The organism is Streptomyces sp. NPDC048734 (assembly GCF_043198675.1).
In the GTDB taxonomy this organism is placed as follows: domain Bacteria; phylum Actinomycetota; class Actinomycetes; order Streptomycetales; family Streptomycetaceae; genus Streptomyces.
Genome location: NZ_JBICUZ010000010.1, coordinates 191,024 through 203,608, shown reverse-complemented (window position 1 = coordinate 203,608; position 12,585 = coordinate 191,024). Strand labels below are relative to the sequence as shown.

General features: G+C 71.4%; 11 protein-coding genes and 1 pseudogene. 4 read left to right on the top strand and 8 right to left on the bottom strand.

The window, feature by feature from the left end; all coding sequences use genetic code 11:
• Positions 1 to 160 precede the first annotated feature (160 nt).
• Entirely contained in the window at positions 161 to 814 is a 654-nt protein-coding gene (locus ACGFQC_RS25560) for a TetR/AcrR family transcriptional regulator (protein ID WP_363092276.1), read from the bottom strand.
• 367 nt (positions 815 to 1,181) lie between these two features.
• Here ACGFQC_RS25560 and ACGFQC_RS25555 point away from each other — a divergent pair, with 367 nt between their 5' ends.
• Together ACGFQC_RS25555 and ACGFQC_RS25550 are read left to right on the top strand one after the other, a co-directional pair.
• Positions 1,182 to 1,469 (top strand): hypothetical protein, encoded by a 288-nt coding sequence (locus ACGFQC_RS25555; RefSeq protein ID WP_363092275.1) that lies wholly within the window; start codon positions 1,182 to 1,184, stop codon positions 1,467 to 1,469.
• A 112-nt stretch (positions 1,470 to 1,581) separates the two neighbouring features.
• Positions 1,582 to 1,797, top strand: coding sequence for a hypothetical protein (locus tag ACGFQC_RS25550; RefSeq protein WP_363092274.1), 216 nt, complete (start codon positions 1,582 to 1,584; stop codon positions 1,795 to 1,797).
• Between the two features lie 3 nt (positions 1,798 to 1,800).
• Here the strand turns inward: ACGFQC_RS25550 and ACGFQC_RS25545 are convergent, their stop codons facing one another.
• Together ACGFQC_RS25545 and ACGFQC_RS25540 are read right to left on the bottom strand one after the other, a co-directional pair.
• A complete protein-coding gene (locus ACGFQC_RS25545) occupies positions 1,801 to 2,004 on the bottom strand; it encodes a hypothetical protein (protein WP_363092273.1) in 204 nt (67 codons plus the stop codon).
• A 20-nt stretch (positions 2,005 to 2,024) separates the two neighbouring features.
• Positions 2,025 to 4,196: an endonuclease gene (locus tag ACGFQC_RS25540; RefSeq protein WP_363092272.1), complete on the bottom strand. Its 2,172-nt coding sequence runs from the start codon at positions 4,194 to 4,196 to the stop codon at positions 2,025 to 2,027.
• Positions 4,197 to 5,786: 1,590 nt separating this feature from the next.
• On the opposite strand from ACGFQC_RS25540, the gene ACGFQC_RS25535 reads away from it, so the two are divergent.
• Together ACGFQC_RS25535 and ACGFQC_RS25530 are read left to right on the top strand one after the other, a co-directional pair.
• On the top strand, positions 5,787 to 7,148 hold the full coding sequence (locus ACGFQC_RS25535) for a bifunctional o-acetylhomoserine/o-acetylserine sulfhydrylase (RefSeq protein WP_363092271.1): 1,362 nt from the start codon (positions 5,787 to 5,789) through the stop codon (positions 7,146 to 7,148).
• 5 nt (positions 7,149 to 7,153) lie between these two features.
• Entirely contained in the window at positions 7,154 to 8,290 is a 1,137-nt protein-coding gene (locus tag ACGFQC_RS25530; RefSeq protein ID WP_363092270.1) for a homoserine O-acetyltransferase, read from the top strand.
• Positions 8,291 to 8,375: 85 nt separating this feature from the next.
• Here ACGFQC_RS25530 and ACGFQC_RS25525 read toward each other — a convergent pair whose 3' ends face one another.
• The 5 genes and pseudogenes from ACGFQC_RS25525 to ACGFQC_RS25505 form a co-directional block, all read right to left on the bottom strand.
• Positions 8,376 to 8,876, bottom strand: coding sequence for a GNAT family N-acetyltransferase (locus tag ACGFQC_RS25525; protein WP_363092269.1), 501 nt, complete (start codon positions 8,874 to 8,876; stop codon positions 8,376 to 8,378).
• A gap of 184 nt (positions 8,877 to 9,060) precedes the next feature.
• The gene (locus ACGFQC_RS25520) at positions 9,061 to 10,329 is read right to left on the bottom strand and encodes a sulfite oxidase (protein ID WP_363092268.1); all 1,269 of its coding nucleotides are present in this window, start codon (positions 10,327 to 10,329) and stop codon (positions 9,061 to 9,063) included.
• Between the two features lie 587 nt (positions 10,330 to 10,916).
• Positions 10,917 to 11,057: pseudogene (locus ACGFQC_RS25515) on the bottom strand (IS6 family transposase); the annotation flags it as partial.
• Positions 11,058 to 11,263: 206 nt separating this feature from the next.
• Positions 11,264 to 11,401, bottom strand: coding sequence for a DUF6207 family protein (locus ACGFQC_RS25510; RefSeq protein ID WP_363092292.1), 138 nt, complete (start codon positions 11,399 to 11,401; stop codon positions 11,264 to 11,266).
• 58 nt (positions 11,402 to 11,459) lie between these two features.
• Positions 11,460 to 12,578: an acyl-CoA desaturase gene (locus ACGFQC_RS25505; protein WP_363092267.1), complete on the bottom strand. Its 1,119-nt coding sequence runs from the start codon at positions 12,576 to 12,578 to the stop codon at positions 11,460 to 11,462.
• Positions 12,579 to 12,585: the final 7 nt, after the last annotated feature.

The following is a 12,585-nucleotide window of genomic DNA, read 5'->3' as shown; positions in this document are numbered from 1 at the left end:
ACCGCCCCCCCCCCCCCCCCCCCCCCCCGCCCCCGCGCCCCCCCCCCCCCCCCCCCCCCCCCCGCCCCCCCCCCCCCCCCGCCGCCCGAGCGGGCCGGGCCGGCTGCCGGCCGGTGCCCTGCGCCCGGCAGGTGGATGACGACCTCGCAGCCCGGTTTCGTCATCGGCCGTCCCGCACTGCGAACTCGGCGAGCAGCGGGATGACGAGACGTTCGAGGTTCTCGCGCCGGACCTGAGGATCGACCCCGGTGAGCTGCACGGGGCTGTTCGGTGTCGGGACGTGCGCGATGAGCGCCAGGTGCGGCAGGAGCACCAGAAGGAGCGACAGCAGCGCGTCCAGGTCGGCGTCCTCGCGCAGGTACCCGGCGCCGACGGCGCGTTCCAGGAGAGGGCGGAGACCGGCCAGGTACATGGCGTTCACGGGTTGCCTGACCGCGTCTCGAACCGCCGGGTCCATCTCCATGTTGGTGGCGGCGGCCACCCCGCGCTCCAGCGGCTGCCCGGCGAAGTACTCGAGCCAGGCCTCCAGCGCGTCGACGAGGTGCGTGGTGAAGTCGCCGGTCCCGTCGTAGCCGTCGAGCCAGGGCTGCATGTGCGCGTAGACGCGCAGCGAGGTCTGCTCGGCCACGTAGGAGAAAAGATCCAGCTTGCCCGAGAAGTACTGAAACAGGGAGCCCTTGGCCACCCCGGCCTCGCGGGCGATCACGTTCAGGCTGCCCGTGGAGTAGCCGTGGGTGCCGAACTCGTCCATCGCCGCGACCAGGACCCGCTCGCGGCGGGCGGGCGACAGCCGGGTCCAGGTGGGAGTGGGCATGGACACCCCTTCATGTGACCGGACGGTCATGTGACCGCCCGGTCATGGTGAAGGCGCCCCTCGCCGCAAGTCAACGGCTGTGACAGGTATGGCTGTTACCGACTTCGGCTCGTCAAGGTGACGTCGCACCGTCGAGGACCGGTCCGGTCCCCGCCGTGAAGCCCGGCAGGGGGCGGGAGTTGGCCGGAACGGATGCGGCCGGCTGCCGCAGTCGTTCGACTGACGCACCCGGCCGGCCTCGCCCACGCGGTGTGTCCTGGAGTCCGTCGTGGCACCCGCGACGGGCTCGTGGGAGGACCGCGCCTTGCCGCACAGGCGCTTTCGCGGGGGCGGCCGCCTGCGGCGACCGGCGTGAGAGCATTCGTCCATGAGCAGCGACCTGGAAGTAAGTGCTCTGGCGATCAACGTCACGATCCCGCAGGCGCTGCGCTGGACGGACACACGGCGCGGTGAGGCGTTCACCCTGACCACGCTCAACGTCCGGCTCCTGCCGGACGGTCACCTCGCCGTGAAGGCCTATGGCCGACCGGTCGACGGTGGCCGGGGTGCGTACGTCTCGTTCCCCGTCCCCGACAGACCCGAGCTGGCGGCTCTGGTCGCCGAGGCCGCCGACCGTGCCGGGGCGTCGTGGGCCGCCCATCGTGGCCTCGGCTGAGCTCGGGTGCCATCTCAAGCTGTGTGATCGACGTGGGGCTCGTGCTCGCCGGGGCGCGGATCCCGCCCGCCGTGGGCGCCGTACTCCAGGAGCGCCCCTGCCGGTCGGCCCCGTGATCACCTTCGATGACGAGTTCCACGTGTACGTCCTGCGGGACCGGGCGTCCGACGAGGCGTGGTGGGAAATGCCTGACGGGTACTCCTGCGGATTCGACGCCCCGGCCGGGCCGTTGCGCATGTCGGGTGAGCCCCATCGGGTCGCCGTCGAACTCGCGGGTGAGGAACCCGCCGAAGTGGTGTCGCGTCGTTCGGCCGCCCCCCTGGAGTGATGCTCAGGCGTCGGCGTCGTCGTGGGCCGGATCGGCGCCGAGCTCGCGGGAGGCCTCGGCCTGGGCCGGCAGTTCCTCGGCCTTGGCCTCGACGCCCTCGATGGCGTCCGCGCCGGCGACGAACCGCAGCGGCGGCCTGTCCTGGTCGGCGGTCGTCAGCAGGACGCGGGCGAACTTGGCGGAATCGCCGCCCTGCCTGCCGTTCATCCGCCGTGACGCCGGGCCCCTCAGGGCCAGACACCGGAGAAGTCGATCTCGCGGGCCCACTCCGGATGGTCTATCAGCGGATTCCGGTTGCCCTGGAGCTCCGCGACGGCCGCGTTGCGGTGCAGCTCGTACTCGGTGACCGGCTCCCTCTCGTGCCACTTCAGCAGCACGGGCAGCCGGTCCTCGGGGAACTCGCGCGCGGCGTCACCGACCTGTCCCGGATACCGGAGCAGGAAGTACAGGGTGGCCCGCGAGACCGCCCCCTTGCCGTTCTCCGGCTCGAATCCCACGCTCTCGCGCATCCCGCAGTCGTCCCGGACCGCTTCCTCGAAGTCGGGGAAGTCGAAGTACGGGAAGTTGCCGCGGAAACTGTTGCAGCCCACCTCGCACGCGAACAGGTGGTGCAGGTCGCCCCGCATGGGCTCCTGCTTGGCGAACCACGACTGCGGCACCACGTGCTCGCAGTTGAACGGCATCGACGCCTCCAGGGCGTCGAACTCCGCCTCGAACTCGGCCGGACCCGCCGTGCTCTCCTGGAGCAGCAGTTCCCGCATACTGGCCAGCCGTGCCTCGGCGACGGCCGCGTCCGCCCGTATCAGCTCCTCGGGAGAGAAGTCCTTGCCCGAGTAGATGCTGCGCAGCCGACCGTCCTTGTGCAGGTCGACCCAGGGGTAGACCAGTCGCATCGGCTTGTAGCGGGGCCGCGGGGTGTGGGTCTCCTCCAGCAGCGCGGTGAGCGCACGGCGCAGCGCGTCGCCGTCGTCGGCGTCCACGCCCGCGTAGTACGCCTCGCGCGCCGCCGCGTCGGCGGTCCGGTCGTAGTACGGACGTTCCTGCGCGAGCCGGTGGTTGAACAGTGCGGCGTCGACGTCCTTCTCGACCGCCGACACGACATCCGTCCGCCCGGCCGAGGGCTGCGGCGCTGTCGCCGGCGCGAGCGTGGGCAGGGGGGCGAGGAGGCCCGCCGACGAGACCGACGTGGTGCCGAAGTCGACAGTGATCCGCAGCGGGACGGTGAGCTGCGCGGCCCCGTCGGCCACCGGCGACGACAGGCCCTGCGCCTGTTCCCGCGCCGTCCTGTGCGTCTGGGGCCGTGACCCGTCGGTGCCCACCGGGGAGGAGCCACCGTCCGCCGGGGGCAGGGGGACCGCAGGGGCGCTCTCCACGGGGGGCGGCGTGAGTCCGGCGGTGAACACCTCGTCCCGCAGCCGGGCCGCCTCACCGGTCAGGGTGACCTCGTGCAGCGCGCTCAGCACCCGGCTGATCCGCACGCCCTCGTTGGCCCGCCACGCCAGTTGCTGGTCGCCCATGTCCGGGCGCCACACCGAGCCGTCGATGCTCAAGGGCCGGCCCTGGTCGTCGGTCTTCGGGACGGCCGAGTGGTGCAGGGCGACGACCTCCCACTGGTCGTTGAAGACGGGGGACCCCGACGAGCCCTCACGGGTGTCGGACTCGTAGTGCAGGAACCGCTCCAGGACGTCGACGATCTGGTTCTCCCGCAGCGCGATCTGCTTCGGCTCGCCCCGCGGGTGCTGGATGATGTTGACGAACTCCCCGATCACGACCTTGCCCTGCGCCTCGCTGAGCACCAGTCGGCCGAACGACGACAGCTCCTCGCCCCTGGTGCCGCGCGGGGCCACCGCGACCAGGCTGTAGTCCAGCGCGCGGTCGGTGACGAAGAAGCGCTGCGGCTCCAGCTCGAAGATCGCAGGCATCAGCGGGTTGCCGTCGATGCCGTCCTGCAGGGAGAACGCGACCTTGCTGCGGTCCACGTCCGCCACGTCGCGCAGCACGTGGTTGTTGGTGAGCAGCAGGGAGGGGGACACCATGAAGCCGGTGCCGTGTCCGCCGCCCGGTCCGGTGATGGTGACCCGGCCGACCGAGCGGGACACCTGGAAGCCCTCCTCCAGGAACGCCACCGGGGCGAGGTTGTTGCGCCCGATCAGGCGCTCGAGCCCCAGCAGCTCACTGGTGAAGGCCTCCGGGGGCAGTTGCAGGGTGCTTCCCGCGCTGACGGCGGGCTCGGTCGGCGTCTGTTCGATCGCCCGGGCCATCGCCCAGTCGGCACCGAGTCGTGCCAGCCGCTTCTCGACCCGCTCGGGGGCGTCGGCGTAGAGCACGCCACGGGTTTCGAGGACGTTCTGGTTGCGCTCCCGCTGTTCGTTCCGGTTCTCGTAACGTGCCGCGGCCATCGTCAGTTGCGACAGATAATCTGATTCTCGTTCAGAAACGAATTCCGCCGTGGCCATGATCCGTCTCCCGGCCGTTCGGGCTGTGGCAGTGGTGTCTGAGACGCGGAGTCTCCGAGGGGACAGGCGGAACGGCGTCCGGGAAAGGCGTCGGCGCTGCCGTGAACGGTGCGATGTGCTGCGGGGTGCTCGCGCAGCTTCTCCATACGGTTCTGCTACCACCGATTTTTCCAGACGGGGGAAGCATGTGCAAAAGAGCCCAGCGAACCCGATGGTTGAAGGTTCACTGGGGCACGGTGCCGTGCGGAAAGCCCTGCCCTGGACCGGTCCGCTCGAGACTCCGTGTCCGGCTCGTCGAAGCCGAGCGGGCAGGACCCGACGGCCTGCGCCTGCGCCTGCGCCTGTGCCTGTGCCTGCGCCGGGCTCTGCGGGGTGACGCCCGCGGCACCCCGGATCATCGGCACGAAGCCGGCGCCTCCGGAGGCCGCGATGCCGGGGGACCGGGCGCGGTACCACCCGGCACCGCACTGCCGCAGCGCGTCCCGCGCCCCGGAGAACGACCACGCCCCACGCCCTTGCGGCGGGTGGCTTCGGCGGCTTCGCGGCGGCCGTCACGCGGTTGAAGCCGCAGGACGGCCGGCGAGACGGAGTCCGACGCAGGGCCGACGACTTGGGCGGTGTCCTAGAGGGACTCCCGGTCGCGCCGCTCCTTCTGCCGCCCCCGCGTCCGGCAGCCGGCTCTCCGGAACGCGTGGAGCGCTTGTCCTGCCACCTGATCCACGTGCCACCTGATCCACACTCTGTCCGATCGGGCACTTCACGCGCGTGCCCGCGTGGCCGGTCGGTCCGGCAACTCACCTGGCACGCGTCGCCGAGGGGCACAACGGCTCGACGTGCTGGCGAACTCGACGCCGCCCGCGGAAGACTGCCGGCCGGAGCCGCGCGGATCAGCTCGGGCCGGCACGGCGGCCCCGCCTGACGAGGTCGAACACCGGCGCACCCGGACCGGGCGGCCCTGAGGTCCTTCCGCACCTCAGGCTCGGTGAAGTCGGCTGAGCCGAGGTGCTGGTTCCGCACCAGGCGCCTGCCCCCGGCCGCCTGGAGAGGCCAAGAAGAACCCCGGCCGCCTGGAGAGGCCAAGAAGAACCCCGGCCGCCTGGAGAGGCCAAGAAGAACCCCGGCCGTGATCGCCGAGACCGAGGGACGACAGGTGCGGCCGCCGTCCACGCGACGGACACCCGACGAGCTTTCACGGCAACCGTGTTGCGGGCGTGTGTCAGGATCCGCGTCCCTGCCCGCCGTACTGGTGCTTCCACGCCGGCGTGTGCTTCTCTGGCCTCATGACCGCGCTCGTGACCCGCCGCCACGTCGACTACGTGCGTGTCACCACCACGAGCTGTACCGCTCAGAGCTGACGCCCCGCTCGGGCCTTCGCCCCGCCTCTCCTCCGCGCTGCACCGACCGCTGCCCTGGTTCCGGGCACGGCGCTCGGTCCCGCGGTTCTTCCCCCGCGCCGTCAGCGCGCCGCAACGCCCTGTCGCGGTGCGCACCCGTGCGTCACGTACTCGACCCTCCGTGCAAGGGAGCAGCACCATGAACCAGCCGATCGACTCCGTCACCGCCGGTCACACGCCGGACGAGGAGTCCACCGGACCCGACACCTCGGCCTGGTCCTTCGAGACCAAGCAGATCCACGCGGGTGCCGCACCGGATCCGGTGACCGGCGCCCGGGCGACGCCGATCTACCAGACGTCGTCGTTCGTGTTCCGGGACGCTCGGCACGCCGCCGACCTGTTCTCGCTCGCCGAGCCGGGCAACATCTACACCCGCATCCACAACCCCACCCAGGACGTCTTCGAGCAGCGCGTCGCCGCGCTGGAAGGCGGCGTCACGGCGGTGGCGCTGGCGTCCGGGCAAGCTGCGCAGACCCTGGCGATCCTCACGCTGGCCGGCTCGGGTGACCACATCGTCTCCAGCGCCTCCCTGTACGGGGGCACGTACAACCTGTTCCGCCACACGCTGCCCAAGTTCGGCATCGAGGTGTCCTTCGTCGACGACCCGGACGACGTAGAGGCCTGGCGGGCGGCGATCCGACCCGGCACCAAGGCACTGTTCGCCGAGACGCTGGGCAACCCGCGCGGCAATGTGCTCGACGTCAGGGCCGTGGCGGCCGTCGCGCACGAAGCCGGCGTCCCGCTGATCGTGGACAACACCGTGCCCACGCCGTACCTGCTGCGGCCCATCGAGCACGGCGCCGACGTCGTCGTCCACTCGGCGACCAAGTTCCTCGGCGGGCACGGGACCACCATCGGGGGCGTCGTCGTCGACGGCGGGACCTTCGACTTCGGTGCCCACACCGAGCGCTTCCCCGACTTCACCGATCCCGACCTCAGCTACCACGGCCTGCGGTACTGGCCCGCGCTGGGCCCCGGCGCCTTCGCCGTCAAGCTCCGGGTCCAGTTGCTGCGTGACCTCGGCCCCGCCATCTCTCCGCACTCCGCGTTCCTGCTGCTCCAGGGCGTGGAGACGCTCAGCCTGCGCATCGAGCGACACTCCGCGAACGCCCAGGCCCTGGCGGAATGGCTGGAGCAGCGCGACGAGGTCGCCGCCGTCCACTACCCGGGACTACCGTCCAACCGCTGGTACGAAGCCGGTCAGCGCTATCTGCCGCGCGGCGGGGGCGCCGTTCTGGCCTTCGAACTGCGTGACGGTGCCGAGGCCGGGAAGCGATTGGTGGACGCCGTCGAACTGTTCAGCCACCTCGCGAACATCGGCGACGTCCGCAGCCTCATCATCCACCCGGCGTCCACCACCCACAGCCAGCTGGACGAACGGCAGTTGGAGGCCACCGGCGCCTCGCCCGGCCTGGTGCGGCTCTCGGTGGGCATCGAGAACCTCGCCGATCTGAAGGCCGACCTGGAAGCCGGGTTCCGGGCGGCGAAGGGCGCGTCCTGAACACCGTGTTGACGCCCTCGCAGGTCCCCCTCCCGCCGGTCTCCGGGGCCTGGCGGGAGGGGGATCCGCCCGGGCGCCGTCAGTGGTACGAGCGCGAGACGCCGCTCGGTTTGGAGGCCGGCGGTCAACTGCCTTCCCTCCGGCTGGCCTTCGAGACCTGGGGGCGGCTCGCGACGGACCGCTCCAACGCCGTTCTGGTACTGCACGCCCTCACCGGTGACAGCCACGTGAGCGGACCCGCCGGGCCCGGACACCCGACTCCCGGATGGTGGGACGGGCTCGTCGGACCCGGGCGGGCGCTCGACACGGACCGCTGGTTCGTCGTCGCCCCCAATGTCCTCGGTGGATGCCAGGGCAGCACGGGGCCGGCCTCGCGCCGCCCCGACGGACGGCACTGGGGCGGTGACTTCCCGTTCCTGACACAGCGTGACCAGGTCGCCGCCGAGGCCGGTCTGGCGGACGCGCTGGGCATCGACCGCTGGGCCCTGGTGGTGGGCGGCTCGATGGGCGGCATGCGGGCACTGGAGTGGGCCGTGGCGCGTCCAGGGCGGGTGGGCGCGCTGCTGCTGCTCGCCACGACGGCCGCCGCGAGCGCCGAGCAGATCGCGTGGGCCGGCATCCAGCTGCATGCCATCCGCTCCGACCCGCACTGGCGCGAAGGCCATTACCACACCACGGCGCGGGGGCCGCACGCAGGACTCGGCGTCGCCCGACGGATCGCCCACGTCACCTACCGCAGCGAACCGGAACTCCAGGCCCGCTTCGGCCGATCCGCCCAGGCCGAGGAGGATCTGTGGTCGGGCGGGAGATATCGGGTCGGGTCCTACCTCGACCATCACGCCGCCAAGCTGGTACGCCGCTTCGACGCGGGCAGCTACGTCGCGCTGTGCGAGGCGATGAACAGCCACGACATCGGCCGTGGCCGCGGCGGTGTGCGCGCCGCGCTGGGCCGGGTGACCGCCAGGACCCTGGTGGCCGGGGCCGATTCCGACCGGCTCTACCCCCTCTCGCAGCAGGCGGAGCTGGCGGCGGGCATCGGCCCGGCCGACGGCCTCCGGGTCATCGAGTCCCCCTGCGGCCACGACGGCTTCCTCGTCGAGGTGGAGCAGGTCGCCGCGCTCGTGGACGAGCTCCTGCCCTGAGCCGGCCGGAGCAGCCGGATCAGCCGGCTCGCCGCGTCGGAGGCGGCTGATCCTGTCGCGGCCGTCGGCGAAGGGCTGTGACCACTCATGCAGGGTGCCGCATGCACACCAGTTGATCCCGCTCGTCCCATGGGTCGGTGACGATGAAGCCGAACCGTTCGTACAGGGCGATGGCCCCGGTCCGCCATTCCCACACCGAGAGCCGCACGGTGTCCACGCCGTTTTCCGCAGCATGCGCCAGCGCGGCGCCGAGCAAGGCGGACGCGATGCCCCGGCCGCGGAACTCGGGAGCCGTCCAGAGTCTCTTGATCTCCGCCCCTCCGTCGGCCGCATCGGTCACCACCAGGCAGCCCACAGCGGTGCCGCCCACGAGGGCCACCAGCACGACGTCCTGGCCGAACGCGCTCTGCGGATCGCGGACCTCCGCCCGGTAGCGGTCCGGCAGCCCGTCCACGTCGGCAACCGGTTCGCCCTTCTCGGCCTGCGTCCGCAGATGGTAGGCCGCCAGCAACGTGGCCAGGCCGTCCCCGATCGAGGGAGTCCGGCCCGGCCACCGGACGACAACAACCTCATGATGATCGGTCATGACGCCAGCATCACACGGCACGGACCGCACTCCGCGGAATCCTCCGGCACCACTTCCGACACACGTCCCAGCGCTGGTGCTGCCGTTCGTGGCGGGGCCGAGTGGTGGATGAGCCGGGGAGGCGGTCCTGCGTGGCGGTCGTCGTGGTCCGGCGGGGGCGACCGGTCCGGTCCGGGGCCGTTCCTCATGTGACTGTGACGGGGTGCCGTACGGCGGCGTCGAAGAGGTAGCCGTGGGTGTTGGGTACCGCGGTCTCCGGCTGTGTGCGGCCGGCCGTGTCCGTGGCGCGGGCCAGGAGGTGGGTGGCGCCGGGTGTGCGGGGGTGCCAGGTGTGGGACCAGCGGGTCCAGGTGTGGGGGCGGGGCCGGTCGTGGAGGCGGGCGGGGCGCCAGGTTGTTCCGTTGTCGGTGCTGATGTCCACGTGGGTGATGGCGCCGGTTCCCGACCAGGAGCGTCCGTGTACCACGTGGGTGCGTCCGGCCGTGAACGTGGCTCCGTCGGCGAGTTCGAAGGCGCTCTTGATGGTCTGACGGGTGATCGGCGCACTGCCGTCTTCGGGGTGGGAAGGGCCGAAGAGCCGGTAGAAGGTGGTGTTCCAGGGGGAGTAGAGCGGTTGTGCGGAGACTTCGATGTCGCCGACCCATTTGATGGAGGCGATGCCCACCCAGGAGGGCACCAGCACCCGTACGGGGTAGCCGTGGTCGTGGGGGAGGGGTTCGCCGTTCATCTCGTAGGCGAGGAGGACGTCGTCGAGGGCTTTGGCCAGGGGGAGGGGGCGGCGTACTCGGCCCAGGCTCTCGCCGCCGCTGAGGTATTCGGCGTCCAGGCCGCGTGGTTGGACGTCCACCGCGCGGGAAGACAGTCCGGCCTTGCGCAGGACGTCGGCCAGGCGCACGCCGCGCCAGCGTGCGACGCCGATCGCTCCGAGCGTCCAGGGGGTGCCGGCGGCGGTGTCGCCTTGCTGGGTGGTGTAGTAGGAGCGGGCGTTTCCGGCGCATTCGACGAAGGCGGTGCGGGTGACGGCAGGCAGGGCTCGCAGGTCGTCGTAGCCGAACTCCACCGGTTCGGTCTCGCTGGGGGTGCGGCGTAGTCCGCTGCCCCACAGTCGCAGCCGCCAGTCGTCGGCTGACAGCAGGGGGGTGGCGGTGTGGTTGCGGACGAAGAACAGGTCGTTGGGGGTGTGGTGGCCGGTGCCGCGCAGCGCTTCCCAGCGGGTCTCGGCGTTGGTGCCGCGCTGGATGAACCATTCGGGCGGCAGCGGCTTGATGATCGGCGTGTCGGCGTGGGCGAGGCGGGGGGTGCCGAGTGCGGTTCCGGCGGCGGTGGCGGCGAGCAGGGTGAGCAGTCGGCGGCGGGTGACCCCGCCGGCTCTGGCCTCGCCGTTGAGCCACTGATGCAGCCTCCGGCGGTCGTAGTCGGTTTCGTGGTGGCCGGCGGGGGTGGGAGAAGGCATGGCGGTTCCTCGTCATGGTGGGCGAAGGAGCACGACAGGGGAGGGGCGATGCGGTGCGGGGCGCGGGCTTGTGCCGCGGCGGTGTGCGCCGGTACCACCGGCTCACGCGGTGGGGAGGGCGACGGACACGTCAGGGGAGCGCGCGGGTCAGCCTGTCGTGGGACACAGTGCAGCGGCCACGCGGACGAGGTCCACGGCGCGGCGGCGTGTCAGGGGCTCCGGCTCCGGCAACGGCATGGCGAGATGCAAGCATGTGGGGCGCAGGGTGTCAACGGAGCCCGGGTGTCGACGTGTTGGGAGTCGTGGCTGCCTGGCCTGCGGCGCGTGCGTCAGGGGGTGTCTCTGCGCCGGCAACCGGACCGGTAGGGCTGTCCCGGCCTGTTACTTCGTCCGCGAACCGGTTCAACGGTCACGGCACGGCCGCCGCCCTGTCCGCCACGCCCTGCGAGATCGCGCTGGCCGACCTGTGAAGTACGTGTCGCCGCGGTCGAGGCCGGGCACGACATCGTCCTGCCCGACGCCTACCGGCAGTTCCTCACGCACATCGGCGGCTCCGGTGCGGCGCCGTTCTACGCCCTCATGCCGCTGGAGCGGTGTTCCACCGGGGGCGTGACCCCACGGTGGGCCGCGCCGTAGGAGCGGAGCCGGTCGGTGACCACCACCCGCGGCACCGTGCCGGTCCTCTTCGTCAGCCTGCGAAGGAGACGCCTGGCCGCAACCCTGTCCCGCCCGCCCGCGTACACGGCGAGCTGAGCACGATGGTCGTCCCGTCTCGGGTCACCCGCCCACCCCGGCAGCAGCGCAGGGCCGGACGCAGGGGCGGCGAACATCGGTTCCTGTAGTGTCCACGTCACCGCCCATGCCTTCCGCCCAGCCCACCCGCCGGCAGACCGAGTGCGCGTACACACCCGACCACCGGCCCGACCACGGCAGGTCAGCGCACCGCAACACCTCGCCGGGGCTGTGCGCCGAGCTCCTGGCGCACGTCCAGGCAGGGCAGCCGGACACCGAGCTGCCCCGGATCCCGTGTCGTACGGTCCGACGTCGCGGCCGCCCACCGTCCGCAACGGATCCCACCGAACCCGGCGGTGCCGCCGGTACGGCCGAGAGATCCGAACCACTACCGGGAATCAGGCCGCGACGAGCTCCTGCTCGCGGTCCGGCGTTCCGACCCTGGGCTTCTTGTTCGGCAGCGAGAGCCGGAAGACCTTGTGCCACGCGGAGAACACCTGCTTGGGCAGCGGGCCGGTGACGTACTCCAGCTCGTACTTCTCGAACAGCGCGCGCACCTTCACCGCGACCTCGGCGTACCGGTTGCTCGGCAGGTCCGGGAACAGGTGGTGCTCGATCTGGTGCGACAGGTTGCCGGTCATGAAGTGCATGGCCCTGCTGCCGCTGATGTTCGCCGAGCCCAGCATCTGGCGCAGGTACCACTGACCGCGCGTCTCGCCCTTGATCGACCGGCGCTCGAAGACCTGCACGCCCTCGGGGAAGTGCCCGCACATGATCACCGAGTGGGTCCAGATGTTGCGGACCAGGTTCGCGGTGAACGTGGCGGCGAGCGTGGGGAGGAACGACGGGCCCGACAGCAGCGGGTGGATCACGTAGTCCTTGAGCACCTGCTTGCGGATCTTGCGGCCCACGGCCCTGGCCCGCGCGCGGAACTCCGGGTTCTTGCGGCGGCGCTTGTGCAGGTTCTTGCCGAGCTCCAGGTCGTACGCCGCGATGCCGTACTCGAAGAAGCAGGCGTTGATGAAGTTCCACAGCGGCTGGCCGAGGTGGAACGGGTGCCACTTCTGGTCCTCGTCGACGCGCATGATGCCGTAGCCGAGGTCGTTGTCCTTGCCGATCACGTTGGTGTACGTGTGGTGCAGCTCGTTGTGCGAGTGCTTCCACTGGTCGGCCGGCGAGACGTGATCCCACTCCCAGGTGGTGGAGTGGATCTTCGGGTCCCGCATCCAGTCCCACTGGCCGTGCAGGACGTTGTGGCCGATCTCCATGTTGTCCATGATCTTCGCCACGGACAGCCCGGCGGTGCCGAGCACCCACGCGGGCGGGAAGATCGAGAACAGCAGCACGCCCCTGCTGGCCAGCTCGAGCTTGCGCTGCGCCGAGATGACCTTACGGATGTAGGCGGCGTCCTTCTCGCCGCGGTCGGCGATCACCTCGTCGCGGATCGCGTCCAGCTCGCGGCCCAGCTCCTCGATCTGCTCCGCGGTCAGGTGGGCGGTGGGGTCGATGGCGGTCAAGGTGCTC

Bases quoted from the DNA above. Each gene is read 5' to 3' on its own strand.
- ACGFQC_RS25520 (WP_363092268.1), bottom strand. From the start codon at position 10,329: ATGCCTTCTCCCACCCCCGCCGGCCACCACGAAACCGACTACGACCGC.
- ACGFQC_RS25560 (WP_363092276.1), bottom strand. From the start codon at position 814: ATGCCCACTCCCACCTGGACCCGGCTGTCGCCCGCCCGCCGCGAGCGG.
- ACGFQC_RS25540 (WP_363092272.1), bottom strand. From the start codon at position 4,196: ATGGCCGCGGCACGTTACGAGAACCGGAACGAACAGCGGGAGCGCAAC.
- ACGFQC_RS25525 (WP_363092269.1), bottom strand. From the start codon at position 8,876: ATGACCGATCATCATGAGGTTGTTGTCGTCCGGTGGCCGGGCCGGACT.
- ACGFQC_RS25535 (WP_363092271.1), top strand. From the start codon at position 5,787: ATGAACCAGCCGATCGACTCCGTCACCGCCGGTCACACGCCGGACGAG.
- ACGFQC_RS25555 (WP_363092275.1), top strand. From the start codon at position 1,182: ATGAGCAGCGACCTGGAAGTAAGTGCTCTGGCGATCAACGTCACGATC.
- ACGFQC_RS25545 (WP_363092273.1), bottom strand. From the start codon at position 2,004: ATGAACGGCAGGCAGGGCGGCGATTCCGCCAAGTTCGCCCGCGTCCTG.